Source organism: Micromonospora sp. NPDC005252 (assembly GCF_042872475.1).
In the GTDB taxonomy this organism is placed as follows: Bacteria; Actinomycetota; Actinomycetes; order Mycobacteriales; family Micromonosporaceae; genus Micromonospora.
Genome location: NZ_JBIAKN010000004.1, coordinates 459,666 through 472,849, shown reverse-complemented (window position 1 = coordinate 472,849; position 13,184 = coordinate 459,666). Strand labels below are relative to the sequence as shown.

Here is a 13,184-nt window from a genome sequence, read left to right as displayed (position 1 = left end):
TTTCTCCTCCGTTGCGCACGCCCGCGCCGGTCACCGGCGTCACCAGCCGCACCATCCGTCACGCGGGTCAGCCCAGCCCCACCCATTCCTGGTCGATGACCCGCCCGTCGGTCGCCTCGATCGCCGCTGCGTATACCTCAAGAACACGCCGAGCAACCACCGGCCAGTCGAAATTCGCCACCACCTGATCGCCGCAGGCGCTCAGCGTGGCCCGCCCGGCCGGGTCGTCGAGCAGCTCGGACAGGGCGTCACGCAATCCCACCGCGTCTCCGGTCGGAAACAGCCGCCCCGCCCGCCCACCGTCGAGCACCCGGCGGAACGCGTCCAGGTCACTCGCGATCACCGTGGTGCCGGCGGCCAGCGCCTCGGTGAGGATCATCCCGAACGACTCGCCGCCGGTGTTCGGCGCCACGTACAGGTGCACGCTGCGCAGCATCCGGGCCTTGTCCGCCTCGGAGACCAGCCCGAGGAACGTCACCCGCTCCCGCAGCGCGGCCGGGAACTGGTCGTACAGGTCGTCCGGGTCACCCGGGCCGGCGACCAGCAGCCGCAACCCCGGGCGGGTCGCCGCCAGCGCCACGAAGGCGTCCCGCAGCACCGGGAAACCCTTGCGCGCCTCCGTGAACCGGCCCAGGAAGCCCACCGTGCCGCCGGTGCCCGGCCCGCACTCCCCCGGCCAGCCTGGCAGCGGCTCGGCGTCGGCGAACTTCGCCACCGCCACCCCGTTGGGGATCTCCACCGCGCCGCCGTCCATGTGCTCGACCTGCACCTTGCGGGCCAGCGCGCTCACCGCGATCCGGGCGGTGATCCGCTCCAACACGATCTGCAGCACACCCTGCGCGGCGGCCAGCACCCGCGAACGGGTCATCGCCGTGTGGAACGTGGCCACCACCGGGCCGCGAGCGGAGAGCACCGCCAGCAGCGACAGGCTCAACGTCAGCGGCTCGTGCACGTGCAGCACGTCGAAGTCACCGTTGGTGAGCCAGCGCCGGACCCGCGCGGTCGAGACCGGGCCGAACGCGATCCGGGCCACCGACCCGTTGTACGGCAGCGGCACCGCCCGGCCGGCGGACACCACGTACTCCGGCAGCGGCGAATCCTCATCCGCCGGAGCGAGCACGCTGACCTCGTGACCGAGCACGATCAGCGCCTCGGCGAGATCCATGACGTGGTTCTGCACCCCGCCGGGGACGTCGAACGAGTACGGGCACACGATGCCGATCCGCATGCGTCAGCCCACCCCCTCAGCCCTGGCCGGGGGCTGACGAGGGCAGCGCCGTGCCCTCCCCCGCCCTCCTCTGGTCCAACCACATCCGCTGCAACATGTGCCAGTCTTCCGGATGCCGGGCGATACCCGCCGCCAGACCGTCGGCGATCAGCTGGGTCAGCGACCGGACCCGCTGGTCCAGAGGCCCCGCCTCGGGCCCGGGCACCGGCAGCGGGCCGGCGAGCGAGGCGCACGCCACGTCCTGCTCGTACCACAACGAGGCCACGTACAGCGGCGCTCCGGTGTGCAGGGCGAGCAGCGCCGGCCCGGCCGGCATCCGGGTCTTCCCACCGAAGAAGTCCACCTCCACCCCCCGGGCGGAGAGGTCCCGGTCGGCCAGCAGCGGCACCACCGCGCCGGCGCGGACGCGGTCCAGCAGCACGTCGAACGCCGGACGCGGGCCACCGTGGGTGGGCAGGATCTCCATCCCGAGCTCGGCCCGGAAGGCCAGGAAACGCTCGTACACGCCCTCCGGCTTGAGCCGCTCCATGACGGTGGTGATCGGCCAACCGGTGGCCGCGACCCAGGCGCCCGCGGCATCCCAGTTGCCGGCGTGCGGCAGCGCCACCACCGCGCCCCGGCCGGCGGCCACGTCGGCGGCGAGCAACTCCGCGCCGTCGAGGCGGAACCCGGCCAGGATCTGCTCCCGGCTCAACGCGGGCAGCCGGAACGCCTCCATCCAGTACCGGGCGTACGAGCGCAGCCCGCGCTTGACGAGATCGTCCAGCTCCGCCTCGGGCAGTTCCGGGCCGACCACCCGGCGCAGGTTCGCGCGCAGTCGGGCCGTACCCCCGCCACCGCCGCGATGGGCGCGGTCCGCGCCCGCCCGGAACGCCGCCGCCACCAACGGCCGGGGAAGCGCGCGGACCAGCCGCCATCCGGCGACGTAGCCCAGCTCGGTGAGGTTCACGCGGCCCGGCCGCCGGTCGTCCGACGCCGGGTCGCCGGCAGCCCGCTCACGCCTGGCCGTCCGGCTGGAGCTGCTGGGCCTGGCGGTAGACGTGCGCCACCCGCTGCCCCACCGTGAAGATCGAGATGGCGGCGAGCAGCCAGAGCGCGATCTCCAGGGCCGGCTTCACGCCGACGCCCGTGAGGATCCCGCCGACGCCGACGATCAGCAGCCGCTCGGTGCGCTCGGCGATGCCCACGTTGCAGGTCATGCCCAACCCTTCGGCGCGCGCCTTCACGTAGGAGACGAGCCCGCCGGCGGCCAGGCACAGCAGCGCGGCGGCCACCCCGGAGTGGTCGCCCCGGGTGGCCAGCCAGTAGGCCACCGCGCCGAAGACGGCGCTGTCGGCGACCCGGTCCATGCTTGAGTCGAGGAACGCGCCGAAGCGGGTGGAGCCGCCACTCATCCGGGCCATCGTCCCGTCGAGCAGGTCGGTGAGCGCGAACACGGTCACGATCAACGCGCCCGCGACCAGGTGGCCGCGGGCACCGAAGCCGAGCGCGCCGATGAGCACACCAACGGTGCCCGCGACGGTGACGGCATTGGGAGTGACGCCCGCGCGCAGGAGGGCACGTGCGATCGGCTCGACGACGCGGGTCATCCCCGCGCGGGCCGACACTTGGAAGATCTTCGCCATGGCGGTCCCCACGATAACGGTCCGCCCAGGTCCGGCGATACGGCCGGTCCCTGCGACCCGCCCGGGGCAGGCTTGTGCCTGTACGGCAACGGGTGTGAGATCGAGCCGGGAGGTGAGCCAGCTCACCCGCCCGCCCGTTGAGTTCCCGCTGTGCAGCAGACCACCGGAGGATATCGCCGCGCACTCGCCCCGGGCCGCTTCCACCTCGCGCGGCGGTCGCCACCCACCACCGGCTGAGGGAGGTGCGCCCCATGGCGCAGAAAAATCAGGAAAAGGGGGCCACCGGCGGCACGCCGGTGGTGACCGACCCCGCGCGGGTTCGCAACGTGGTGCTCGTCGGGCATTCCGGTGCGGGCAAGACGACGCTCGTCGAGGCGCTGCTCGCCGCGACCGGCACCATCGGCCGGGCCGGCAGCGTCGTCGACGGCACCACGGTCGGCGACCACGACCCGGCCGCCGTACGCCAGCAGCGCTCGGTGAGCCTGTCCTGCGCGCCCCTGCTGCACAACGGCATCAAGGTCAACCTGCTGGACACACCCGGGTACGCCGACTTCGTTGGCGAGCTGCGGGCCGGCCTGCGGGCCGCCGACGCCGCGCTGTTCGTCGTCTCGGCGGCCGGTGGGATGGACGCCGCCACGGTGGCGCTGTGGGAGGAGTGCGCCGCTGTCGACATGCCGCGCGCCGTCGCGGTGACCCGCCTCGACGCGCCCCGCGCCGACTTCGACGAGACGGTGGCGCTCTGCCAGCGGGTCTTCGGTGACAACGTGATGCCGCTCTACCTGCCGATGCTCGGCGACGACGGCGTCTCCACCGAGGGCCTGCTCGGGCTGATCACCCGCCGGGTCTTCGACTACAGCGCCGGGCTCCCCGCCGACGTCCGCGACCCGGACCCGGAGCACCAGCGGGCCATCGACGAGTCCCGCGACGAGCTGATCGAGGGGATCATCGCCGAGAGCGAGGACGAGACCCTCATGGACCGCTACCTCGACGGCGAGGAGATCAGCGACGACGTGCTCATCGACGACCTGGAGAAGGCCGTCGCCCGGGGCCACTTCTATCCGGCGGTGCCGGTCTGCGCCGAGACCGGCGTTGGCCTGGACGCGCTACTGGAGGTGCTGACCGCCGCGTTCCCGTCACCGCTGGAGCACGAGCTGCCGGCGGTCACCGGCGTGGACGGCTCGCCCCGCCCGCCGCTGACCTGCGACCCGGACGGCCCGCTCGTCGCCGAGGTCGTCAAGACCACCGTCGACCGCCACGTCGGTCGGGTCTCGCTGGTCCGGGTCTTCTCCGGCACGCTGCGCCCCGAACAGACCGTGCACATCTGCGGGCACGGCATGGCCGAGCGCGGGCACCCCGACCACGACGCCGACGAGCGGGTCGGGCACATCTACACCCCGCTGGGCGCGACCCTGCGCGAGGTGCCGCACTGCGTGGCCGGCGACATCTGCGCGATCACCAAGTCGGGCAGCGCGGAGACCGGCGACACCGTCTCGGCCAAGGACGACCCGCTGCTGATCGCGCCGTGGGAGATGCCGGAGCCGCTGCTGCCGGTGGCGATCGTCGCCCGCAGCCGCGCCGACGAGGACGCGCTGGCCCGCAACCTCGCCCGGCTGGTCGCCGGCGACCCCACCCTGCGGCTGGAACGCAACCCGGAGACCCACCAGCTGGTGCTCTGGTGCATGGGCGAGGCGCACGCCGACGTCGTGCTGGACCGGCTGCGCGCCGGAGGCGTCGAGCTGGACACCGAACCGGTCAAGGTGTCGCTGCGCGAGACGCTGACCGTGCCGGCACGGGGGCACGGCCGGCACGTCAAGCAGTCCGGCGGCCACGGCCAGTACGCGGTCTGCGACATCGAGGTGGAGCCGCTGCCCCGCGGCGCCGGCTTCGAGTTCGTCGACCGGATCGTCGGCGGCGCGGTGCCGCACAACTACATCCCGTCAGTCGAGAAGGGCGTCCGCGCCCAGCTGGAACGCGGGCTGGTCGCCGGCCATCCGGTGGTGGACCTGCGGGTCACCCTCGTCGACGGCAAGGCGCACAGCGTCGACTCCTCCGACGCGGCCTTCCAGACCGCCGGCGCGCTCGCGCTGCGCGACGCCGCCGAGCGCGGCCAGCCGACGCTGCTGGAACCGATCGAGGAGGTGACCGTCCGGGTGCCGGACGGCTCGGTGGGCGCGGTGATGGGCGACCTGTCCAGCCGGCGCGGCCGGGTGCTCGGCACCGAACCCGACGAGGAAGCCGAGGGCCGTACCCTCGTGCGCGCCGAGGTGCCGGCCACCGAACTGCTCCGCTACGCCGTCGAGCTGCGCTCGATGACCGCCGGCACGGGCACCTTCCGCCGCCACTTCGTACGCCACGACCCGATGCCCACCCACCTGGCCGACCAGGCCCGCAAGGAACACACCCCGTAATCCTGCGTGCCCCCTGCGTATTCGCTGGCCCTGTCTGCCCGCTGGCCCTGGTGCCCGCGCGCCTGTCCCGGACGACTCCCCGTCGCGCGCGAGCCGTCGCGCGTGGGCGGGGCTGCGGCGCGGCCTACGTGTTCGCGTCCTGTCGAGCTGCCCCACATTCGGGGCGCCGCTGCCGGAGCGGACCACATCCGCACCGACGCTGCCCCAGATCTGGGGCAGCTCGACAGGACGCGACACCAGCACAGCACGCGGCGCCGCCATGGCACACGGCACCGCGCGGCACGCCACAGCACGGGACGGGACGGGACCGGCGTCGGAGAGGGCGTGCCCGCACTGCGCGCGGTGTGCGGGTCAGGGGTGGGTCGTGGGGTGGGTGGGGCGGGGCCAGTGTGGGCGATCGGCGTCGCGCAGCGCGGCGGTGCGCAGGGCGGCGAGTTGGCGTTCCACCTCGACGAACTGGTCCGGCGCCAGCGGCCCCCGGCGCAGCGCGGCGGCGTTCTCCTCGACCTGGGCGACCGTACGGCAGCCGGGGATCGGGATGGTGCGCCCGCTGCGTGCCCAGATCCAGCCCAGCGCGCCCTGGGCGAGGGTGCGCCCGTCGGCGGTCAGCGCGGCGCGGACCGCCCCGACCCGGCGCAGCCACTCCGGCGCGGGCCGGCCGCCGCGGAACCACTCCAGCCAGCCTGGCGCCAACCCGCGCACGTCGTCGCGGGGCAACGTCGACGTGGCCGTGTACTTGCCGGTGAGCAGGCCCATCCCCAGCGGCCCCTGGTTGACGCTGGCCAGGTCGTACTTGTCGCAGACGGCGAGCACCTCGGGGGCGTCGCGCAGCACTGACAGGGCGTGCTGCACGGCGGTGGCGCCGGAGGCGGCCTGTCCGAAGGCGGCGGCCCGGTCCGGGCGGTCGGTGCTCCACCCGTACGCGCGGATCAGGCCCTCGGCGACCAGGTCCTCGCAGACGCCGATCAGCGCCTCCGCGCGGGGCACCGGCAGGTCGGCCAGGTGCAGCTGGTAGAGGTCGATCCGGTCGGTGCCCAACCGGCGCAGCGACGCGGTCACGGCCCGCCGCAGGTACGCCGGTGACGCGTCCTCCCCGGTCGCCTGCCGGGTCGCCTCGTCGAACGTGTAGCCCCACTTGGTGGCGATCACGGCCTCGTCCCGGCGGCCGGCGAGGGCCCGCCCCAGCACCCGCTCGCCGTGCCCCGCGCCGTACGTGTCGGCGGTGTCGAAGAGTGTGATGCCCTCCTCGAGCGCGCGGCGTACCGCCCGCACGGACTCGTCGTCGTCGACCGCGCCCCAGCCCAGCGGCTGGCTGCCCTCCGCCCATGGACCGGCGATCGCCCAGCACCCCATGCCGAGGGCGCTGACCTCGATGCCGCTGCGCCCCAACATCCGTGTCGTCACTGCCATCGGCCGATCGTGCCACCTTCACCGGGCGGGGCGTAGCAACTCCGCACGCGGAAACGCGGTACGCGCGCGCCGGGGCCGTACGGCATGATCGACGCCATGCGACGGCTGGGCGTGGACATCGGCGGTGTGCTCATCGAGCCGGCCGACGACGACGCCGACACCTCCTTCTTCGGCGCGCACTACCTGCGGACGCCCATGGTCGACGGGGCGTTCGACGCGCTCGGAGCGCTCGGGCCGGCGTTCGACGAGGTGCACCTCGTCTCCAAGTGCGGCGAGTCCACCGAGCGGCGGACCCGGGAGTGGCTGGCCCACCACGATCTCACGGCTCGCACCGGGATCCCCGTCGAGCGGGTGCACTTCTGCCGGACCCGGCCGGCCAAGGCGCCGATCGCCCGGCGGCTCGACCTGACCCACTTCGTCGACGACAGGCTGGAGGTGCTCGGCTACCTCGACTCGGTGCCGCACCGCTACCTGTTCCGGCCCCGCCGGGCGGAGGTCGCCGCGCACGCCGCGCTGCTGCCCCGCGTACACCCGGTAAGGAGCTGGGCGGAGCTTGCCGACCTGCTGCGCGCCGACTAGCCGGACCGGCGCGGTCCTCGCGGCGGCGAGGTCAGGCCCGGCGGGTCAGGACGGCCAGGCGCGGGCGAGCAGGTCGCGGGTGTCGCCGAGCAGCTGGGGCAGCACCTTGGTGCGGCCGATCACCGGCATGAAGTTCGCGTCGCCGCCCCAGCGCGGCACCACGTGCTGGTGCAGGTGGGCGGCGATGCCGGCGCCGGCCACCCCGCCCTGGTTCATGCCCAGGTTGAAGCCGTGCGCGTTGCTGACCTTGCGGATCACCCGCATCGCGGTCTGGGTGTACGAGGCGAGCTCGACCGTCTCCGGCTCGTCGAGGTCGGTGTAGTCGGCGACGTGCCGGTACGGGCAGACCAGCAGGTGCCCCGGGTTGTACGGGTAGAGGTTGAGCACCACGAAGACGCGCTCGCCGCGGGCGACCACCAGGCTCTCCTCGGAGGGCAGCCCGGGGGCCAGACAGAACGGGCAGCCGGTCGGCTTCTCGTAGCCCTCGGCCGGGCGGTCCTCGCCGGAGATGTAGGTCATCCGGTGCGGCGTCCAGAGCCGATCCAGGCCGTCCGCCATGCCGTCGCTGTCCGTGTGCCGCTCCGCCCCTGTCACGAGCCGATCCTACGGAGCCGCGTGGGCCAGCCGCGACACCCGTCACCGGGAAACTCCTTGCTGCAAGTTGTTGACGGATTGCCGCCGAGACCTGAAACTTCCATGCATTCAGGCACTTGAATAAATGAATGGAGAGCTTCATGATCCGACGACTCGGCAGGGTCATCGCGGCGCTCGCGCTGGCCGTCGCCACCACGGTGACCGGGGTCACCCTCACCGCCAGCGTGGCGCACGCGGACGGCTGCTACACCTGGGGGCGCACCCTGTCGCAGGGGATGTCCGGCGAGGACGTCCGGCAACTCCAGATCCGCGTCGCCGGCTACCCCGGCTACGGCGCCGTGCTCACCATCGACGGCGCCTACGGCCCCGCCACCCGGTCCGCGGTGATCCGCTTTCAGCAGGCGTACGGGTTGGGCGCGGACGGCGTCGCCGGCCCGCAGACCTTCAACCGGCTGTACGCCCTCCAGGACGACGACTGCACACCGGTCAACTTCAGCTACGCCGAGCTGAACAACTGCAACAGCACCTGGTCCGGCGGAGCGGTCGCGGCGAGCACCGCCCGCGCCAACGCGCTCGTCTCGATGTGGAAGCTCCAGGCCCTGCGGCACGCCCTCGGTGACGTGCCCATCGGGATCAGCAGCAGCTTCCGCAGCTACGCCTGCAACAGCGCGGTCGGCGGGGCCTCGAACAGCCGCCACCTGTACGGCGACGCGGTGGACCTGGTCGGCTCACCGTCGCTGTGCCGGCTGGCCCAGCAGGCCCGCAACCACGGCTTCGGACAGATCCTCGGCCCCGGCTACCCGGACCACAACGACCACACCCACGTCGCGGCGGTCGGCGGCTGGTCGGCACCCACCTGCGGCATCTGACCAGGCTGACGCCCGCCTTTCGGGCGTGATCGCGCCCGAACATGGAAGTAGTGGCCTCCCGCGGCGGGGAGACCACTACTTCCTGGATCGAGCACGATCATGACGCGCGGCGCGCGGCGCCGGCTACTCCGGTGCGGCCGACGGGCCGACGTTCGTGCGGGAGGTCACCACGTCGAGGACGTGGGTGACCGCCTGGGCGATCGGCACACCGTTGCGCTGGGAGCCGTCGCGGTAGCGGAAGGACACCGTGCCGGCCGCCACGTCGTCGTCACCGGCGATCACCATGAACGGGATCTTCTGCTGCTGCGCCGTACGGATCTTCTTCTGCATCCGGTCGTCACCCGCGTCCACCTGGGCCCGGATGCCCTCGGCCCGCAGCGCCGCGACGAAGCCGTGCAGGTAGTCGGTGTGGTCCTCGCGGATCGGAATGCCCACCACCTGCACCGGGGCCAGCCAGGCCGGGAACGCGCCTGCGTAGTGCTCGGTGAGCACCCCGAAGAACCGTTCGATCGACCCGAACAGCGCCCGGTGGATCATCACGGGCCGCTGGCGGCTGCCGTCGGCGGCCTGGTACTCCAACCCGAACCGCTCCGGCTGGTTGAAGTCGACCTGGATGGTGGACATCTGCCAGGTCCGGCCAATCGCGTCGCGCGCCTGCACGGAGATCTTCGGCCCGTAGAACGCCGCGCCACCCGGATCGGGCACCAGCTCCAGACCCGAGGTCTCGGCGGCGGTCCGCAGCGCCTCGGTCGCCTCCGCCCAGTCCTCGTCGGCGCCGATGAACTTGGGCGAGTCGTCCCGGGTCGACAGCTCCAGGTAGAAGTCGTCCAGGCCGTAGTCGCGCAGCAGGTCCAGCACGAAGCTGAGCAGCGTGGACAGCTCGCCGGCCATCTGCTCGCGGGTGCAGTAAATGTGCGAGTCGTCCTGGGTCAGGCCACGGACCCGGGTCAGGCCGTGCACGACGCCGGACTTCTCGTACCGGTAGACCGTGCCGAACTCGAACATCCGCAGCGGCAGCTCGCGGTACGACCGCCCCCGCGACCTGAAGATCAGGTTGTGCATCGGGCAGTTCATGGCCTTGAGGTAGTAGTCCGCGCCCTCCAGCTGCATGGGCGGGAACATCGTGTCCGCGTAGTACGGCAGGTGCCCGGAGGTGTGGAACAGCTGCGCCTTGGAGATGTGCGGGGTGTTGACGAACTCGTACCCCGCCTCCTCGTGCCGCCGCCGCGAGTAGTGCTCCATCTCGCGGCGGATGATGCCGCCCTTGGGGTGGAAGACCGCCAGGCCCGAGCCGATCTCGTCGGGGAAGCTGAACAGGTCGAGGTCCGCGCCGAGCTTGCGGTGGTCGCGCCGGGCGGCCTCCTCCAACAGCTTCAGGTACGCCTTGAGCTCGTCGCGGGTCGGCCACGCGGTGCCGTACACCCGCTGCAGTTGGGGGTTCTTCTCCGACCCGCGCCAGTACGCGGCGGCCGAGCGCATCAGCTTGAACGCGCCGATCAGTCGGGTGGTCGGCAGGTGCGGGCCCCGGCACAGGTCCGACCAGCAGACCTTGTCCTCCTTGGCGTCGAGGTTGTCGTAGATGGTCAGCTCGCCGCCGCCGACCTCCATCACCTCGTCGGTGTCCAGGCCCTCGCCCTTGACCTCGATCAACTCCAGCTTGAACGGCTCGTCGGCCAGCTCGGCGCGCGCCTCGTCGAGGCTGCCGAAGCGGCGGCGACGGAACCGCTGCCCGGACTTGACGATCTCCTGCATGCGCTTTTCGATCTTGCTGAGGTCATCGGGCTGGAACGGCTTGGCGACGTCGAAGTCGTAGTAGAAGCCGTTCTCGATGGGCGGGCCGATGCCCAGCTTGGCCTCGGGGAAGATGTCCTGCACGGCCTGGGCGAGCACGTGCGCGGTGGAGTGGCGCAGCACGGTGAGCCCGTCGGGCGAGTCCAGGCTGACCGGCTCGACGACGGTCTCCTCGGTCGGCGCCCAGTCCAGGTCGCGCAGCTGACCCTGCGGGTCGCGGACCACGACGATCGCCTTGGGGCCGTTCGCGGGCAGTCCGGCCGCGGCCACCGCGTCGGCCGCCGTCGTCCCGGCGGCGACGACGACAGGGTCGGCCACGGCGGGGGTACGGGGTGCGGACACGGTGACTCCTCCAAGCAGTACGAAACGATGCCGGTCCTCGGCTCCTGCCGATGCTATCGGTCCACCCCCTCGCGGCCGGGAAGGGCACCTTCCTCGCGTCCGGCGTTGAACCTTTCGCGCCTGCCAGCCGAACTAGAAGGTGTGGCCGGAAACCGGAGCCGGTCACGTCGAGACGGATGGGGGCACGAGATGGCGAGCACGCACGGCGGAGGCCGCCCGCGGCGAATCGCGGCGGTGACCGCGCTGACCGCCGCGGGGCTGCTGCTCTGGCCCGGTACGGCGGCGCACGCCGCGGACGTGACGACCACCCCGACCGAGGCACGGCAGGGCGACGCCGTACGGCTGGAGTTCAGCGTGCCCGAGGAGCGGGCCGGCACGAAGACCACCCGGATCGAGGTCCGGTTGCCGGCCGACGCCCCGGTGGCCGAGGTCTACCCGATGTCGGTCGACGGCTGGGCGCCCAAGATCAGCTCCCGTACGCTGGACAAGCCGGTGGCCGGCATCCACTCCTCCGGAGTGAGCACCGTGACCACGGCGGTGACCTGGGTCCGCGTCGGCGCGGGCGCGTCCGGCCCGGCCCGGCTGGCCCTGTCCATGGGCCCGCTGCCGCAGGCGGAGCGGCTCACCTTCGAGGTCGTCCAGACGTACGCCGACGGCACGGTCGTCCGGTGGGCGGACGCCAGCGGCGCACACCGGGCCCCGGTGCTGACTCTGTTGCCGGCGGCGGCGGGTGCGGCCGGGCCGGTCGGGCACGGCGGGCACGGCGCCCCGGCGGCGGACGCGGGGAACGGTCCCGCCGCAGGGGCGCAGGGCGCCGACGGCGCTTCCGGCGGCGGTGACACGGCGGCGGGCGGCTCCGCAGAGGAATCCGGCAACGCCGACGCGATGCTCGCCGCCGGCTTGCTGGCCGGCCTGGGCGGCGGCGCGGCGATCGGCTGGCTGGTCAGCCGTATGCGGCGACGTGACCCGGCCGAGCGGGGAGCGCTGGCAGCGGTGACCGGCGCGGCGGAGACCGACACGGTGACGCCGGCGTCGCAGCCGGACGGCACGGACGCGCCCACGGATCCGGCGGCCGCCGCGGAGCTGGCCTCGGCGGCCACTCCTGCCCGCACCGGCTGAGGCAGCACCGGCCGCAGCGGCGGACGGGCGTCAGCTCATGGCCGGGCGGCGGCCGCAGCCCTTCGCGCGTCCTTTGCTCTGCTTCAACCCGCGCACCACCCAGGCCCCAAAACTGTTGCGCGGGTTGAAGCAGAGCAAAGGTGACGTGGCACCCTTGGCGGCTGTGAACGCAGCCGGTGAGGCAGGGCTGCCGAGCGTTCGGGACACCGGACAGTCAGGGACACCACGAGCCCAGGACCTGGCAAGGGGCACCCACGGTGCCGGGCAGGCGAGCGGTCAGGGTAGCCAGGTGGGCAGCGGCTCGCGGGCGGCCAGCCACGCCTCGGGCACACCGCCCGGCGTGCCGACGCCGGTGTACGCGGCCACCACCGCGCCGGTGATGGCCGCCGTGGTGTCCACGTCACCGCCGGCGCGCACGCAGACCCGGATGGCCTCCGGGTAGTCGTCGAGGTGGGTGGCGGCCACCCAGAGCGTGAACGCGACGGTGTCCTGGGCCGTCACGCGGGCGCCGTTGCCGAGCGCCGCCACCACGCGGGACAGGGGCCGGCCGAGCAGCCCGACGGCGCGGTGCACGCCGCGGTGCACCTCGGTGCCCGGGTCGACCGCGGCGGCGATCCCGGCCAGGAGCCGGGCCGGGGCCGGTCGGTGTCCGTCGAGGCGGGCCCGGGCGGCGAGCGCGGCGGCGACCGCCACCGCGACCGCGCCGGCGATTCCCTCGGGATGCGCGTGGGTCACCTCGGCCGAGGCGCGGGCCTGCGCGGCGGCGCGGGCGGTGGAGTCGGCGAAGTACGCGCCCAGCGGGCCCACCCGCATCGCCGCGCCGTTGCCGCAGGAGCCCTGGCCGTCGAAGGCGGACGCGGCGGCCACCGGCCACGGGGTGCCGGTGCGGATCAGCCGCAGGATCAGCATCGCGCCGGGGCCGTACCCGCGCCGGGCGTCGCAGCGTTCCGCGAACGCCAGTGCCAGCCGGTCCGGGTCGATGCGGCCCGTCGCGGCCAGTTCCGCGACCACCGAGCAGGCCATCTCGGTGTCGTCGGTCCACTCCCAGGGCGCGGGCGGCAGCGTGGCGTCGGTGAGGTCCTGCGGCGGCCCCGGCAGGAAGAACCGCGCGCCGAGCGCGTCGCCGGTGGAGAGGCCGGCGAGGCTGTCCCGGGCGAGCGCCAGGCGGGCGTCGGCGAACAGGGTGAAGGACATCGTTGTACCAGCTTGCCCGGTTCCC

The 13,184-nt window shown here is 73.4% G+C and carries 11 protein-coding genes; 4 read left to right on the top strand and 7 right to left on the bottom strand.

Annotated elements, in window-relative coordinates; all coding sequences use genetic code 11:
* Positions 1–67: 67 nt before the first annotated feature.
* The 3 genes from ACFYPH_RS15195 to pgsA are packed head-to-tail and all read right to left on the bottom strand — an operon-like array spanning position 68 to position 2,853.
* Entirely contained in the window at positions 68–1,228 is a 1,161-nt protein-coding gene (locus tag ACFYPH_RS15195) for a glycosyltransferase family 4 protein (protein WP_354861798.1), read from the bottom strand.
* Positions 1,229–1,244: 16 nt separating this feature from the next.
* Positions 1,245–2,177 (bottom strand): phosphatidylinositol mannoside acyltransferase, encoded by a 933-nt coding sequence (locus ACFYPH_RS15190; protein ID WP_387182108.1) that lies wholly within the window; start codon positions 2,175–2,177, stop codon positions 1,245–1,247.
* A 46-nt stretch (positions 2,178–2,223) separates the two neighbouring features.
* Positions 2,224–2,853: a phosphatidylinositol phosphate synthase gene (gene pgsA, locus ACFYPH_RS15185; protein ID WP_354861795.1), complete on the bottom strand. Its 630-nt coding sequence runs from the start codon at positions 2,851–2,853 to the stop codon at positions 2,224–2,226.
* A gap of 251 nt (positions 2,854–3,104) precedes the next feature.
* On the opposite strand from pgsA, the gene ACFYPH_RS15180 reads away from it, so the two are divergent.
* The gene (locus ACFYPH_RS15180) at positions 3,105–5,261 is read left to right on the top strand and encodes an elongation factor G-like protein EF-G2 (protein WP_387182104.1); all 2,157 of its coding nucleotides are present in this window, start codon (positions 3,105–3,107) and stop codon (positions 5,259–5,261) included.
* 351 nt (positions 5,262–5,612) lie between these two features.
* On the opposite strand, the gene ACFYPH_RS15175 is transcribed toward ACFYPH_RS15180, so the two are convergent.
* A complete protein-coding gene (locus ACFYPH_RS15175; RefSeq protein WP_355065677.1) occupies positions 5,613–6,671 on the bottom strand; it encodes an aldo/keto reductase in 1,059 nt (352 codons plus the stop codon).
* A gap of 96 nt (positions 6,672–6,767) precedes the next feature.
* Between ACFYPH_RS15175 and ACFYPH_RS15170 the strand changes: the two genes are divergently transcribed.
* Positions 6,768–7,250 carry a hypothetical protein gene (locus tag ACFYPH_RS15170; RefSeq protein ID WP_355065675.1) on the top strand — a complete coding sequence of 161 codons (483 nt, stop codon included), beginning with the start codon at positions 6,768–6,770 and terminating at the stop codon, positions 7,248–7,250.
* Between the two features lie 45 nt (positions 7,251–7,295).
* Here the strand turns inward: ACFYPH_RS15170 and ACFYPH_RS15165 are convergent, their stop codons facing one another.
* Positions 7,296–7,808: an HIT domain-containing protein gene (locus ACFYPH_RS15165; RefSeq protein ID WP_354861989.1), complete on the bottom strand. Its 513-nt coding sequence runs from the start codon at positions 7,806–7,808 to the stop codon at positions 7,296–7,298.
* Between the two features lie 176 nt (positions 7,809–7,984).
* Between ACFYPH_RS15165 and ACFYPH_RS15160 the strand changes: the two genes are divergently transcribed.
* Positions 7,985–8,713 (top strand): D-Ala-D-Ala carboxypeptidase family metallohydrolase, encoded by a 729-nt coding sequence (locus ACFYPH_RS15160; RefSeq protein WP_387182100.1) that lies wholly within the window; start codon positions 7,985–7,987, stop codon positions 8,711–8,713.
* Positions 8,714–8,836: 123 nt separating this feature from the next.
* Here ACFYPH_RS15160 and thrS read toward each other — a convergent pair whose 3' ends face one another.
* On the bottom strand, positions 8,837–10,846 hold the full coding sequence (gene thrS / locus ACFYPH_RS15155; RefSeq protein WP_354861970.1) for a threonine--tRNA ligase: 2,010 nt from the start codon (positions 10,844–10,846) through the stop codon (positions 8,837–8,839).
* A gap of 234 nt (positions 10,847–11,080) precedes the next feature.
* Between thrS and ACFYPH_RS15150 the strand changes: the two genes are divergently transcribed.
* Entirely contained in the window at positions 11,081–11,965 is an 885-nt protein-coding gene (locus ACFYPH_RS15150; RefSeq protein WP_355065671.1) for a DUF1775 domain-containing protein, read from the top strand.
* A 276-nt stretch (positions 11,966–12,241) separates the two neighbouring features.
* Here ACFYPH_RS15150 and ACFYPH_RS15145 read toward each other — a convergent pair whose 3' ends face one another.
* The gene (locus ACFYPH_RS15145) at positions 12,242–13,159 is read right to left on the bottom strand and encodes an ADP-ribosylglycohydrolase family protein (protein WP_387182095.1); all 918 of its coding nucleotides are present in this window, start codon (positions 13,157–13,159) and stop codon (positions 12,242–12,244) included.
* Positions 13,160–13,184 lie beyond the last annotated feature (25 nt).

Coding starts and splice junctions, on each gene's coding strand:
- ACFYPH_RS15195 (WP_354861798.1), bottom strand. CDS start 1,228: ATGCGGATCGGCATCGTGTGCCCGTACTCGTTCGACGTCCCCGGCGGG.
- pgsA (WP_354861795.1), bottom strand. CDS start 2,853: ATGGCGAAGATCTTCCAAGTGTCGGCCCGCGCGGGGATGACCCGCGTC.
- ACFYPH_RS15180 (WP_387182104.1), top strand. CDS start 3,105: ATGGCGCAGAAAAATCAGGAAAAGGGGGCCACCGGCGGCACGCCGGTG.
- ACFYPH_RS15175 (WP_355065677.1), bottom strand. CDS start 6,671: ATGGCAGTGACGACACGGATGTTGGGGCGCAGCGGCATCGAGGTCAGC.
- ACFYPH_RS15170 (WP_355065675.1), top strand. CDS start 6,768: ATGCGACGGCTGGGCGTGGACATCGGCGGTGTGCTCATCGAGCCGGCC.
- ACFYPH_RS15165 (WP_354861989.1), bottom strand. CDS start 7,808: ATGGCGGACGGCCTGGATCGGCTCTGGACGCCGCACCGGATGACCTAC.
- ACFYPH_RS15160 (WP_387182100.1), top strand. CDS start 7,985: ATGATCCGACGACTCGGCAGGGTCATCGCGGCGCTCGCGCTGGCCGTC.
- ACFYPH_RS15145 (WP_387182095.1), bottom strand. CDS start 13,159: ATGTCCTTCACCCTGTTCGCCGACGCCCGCCTGGCGCTCGCCCGGGAC.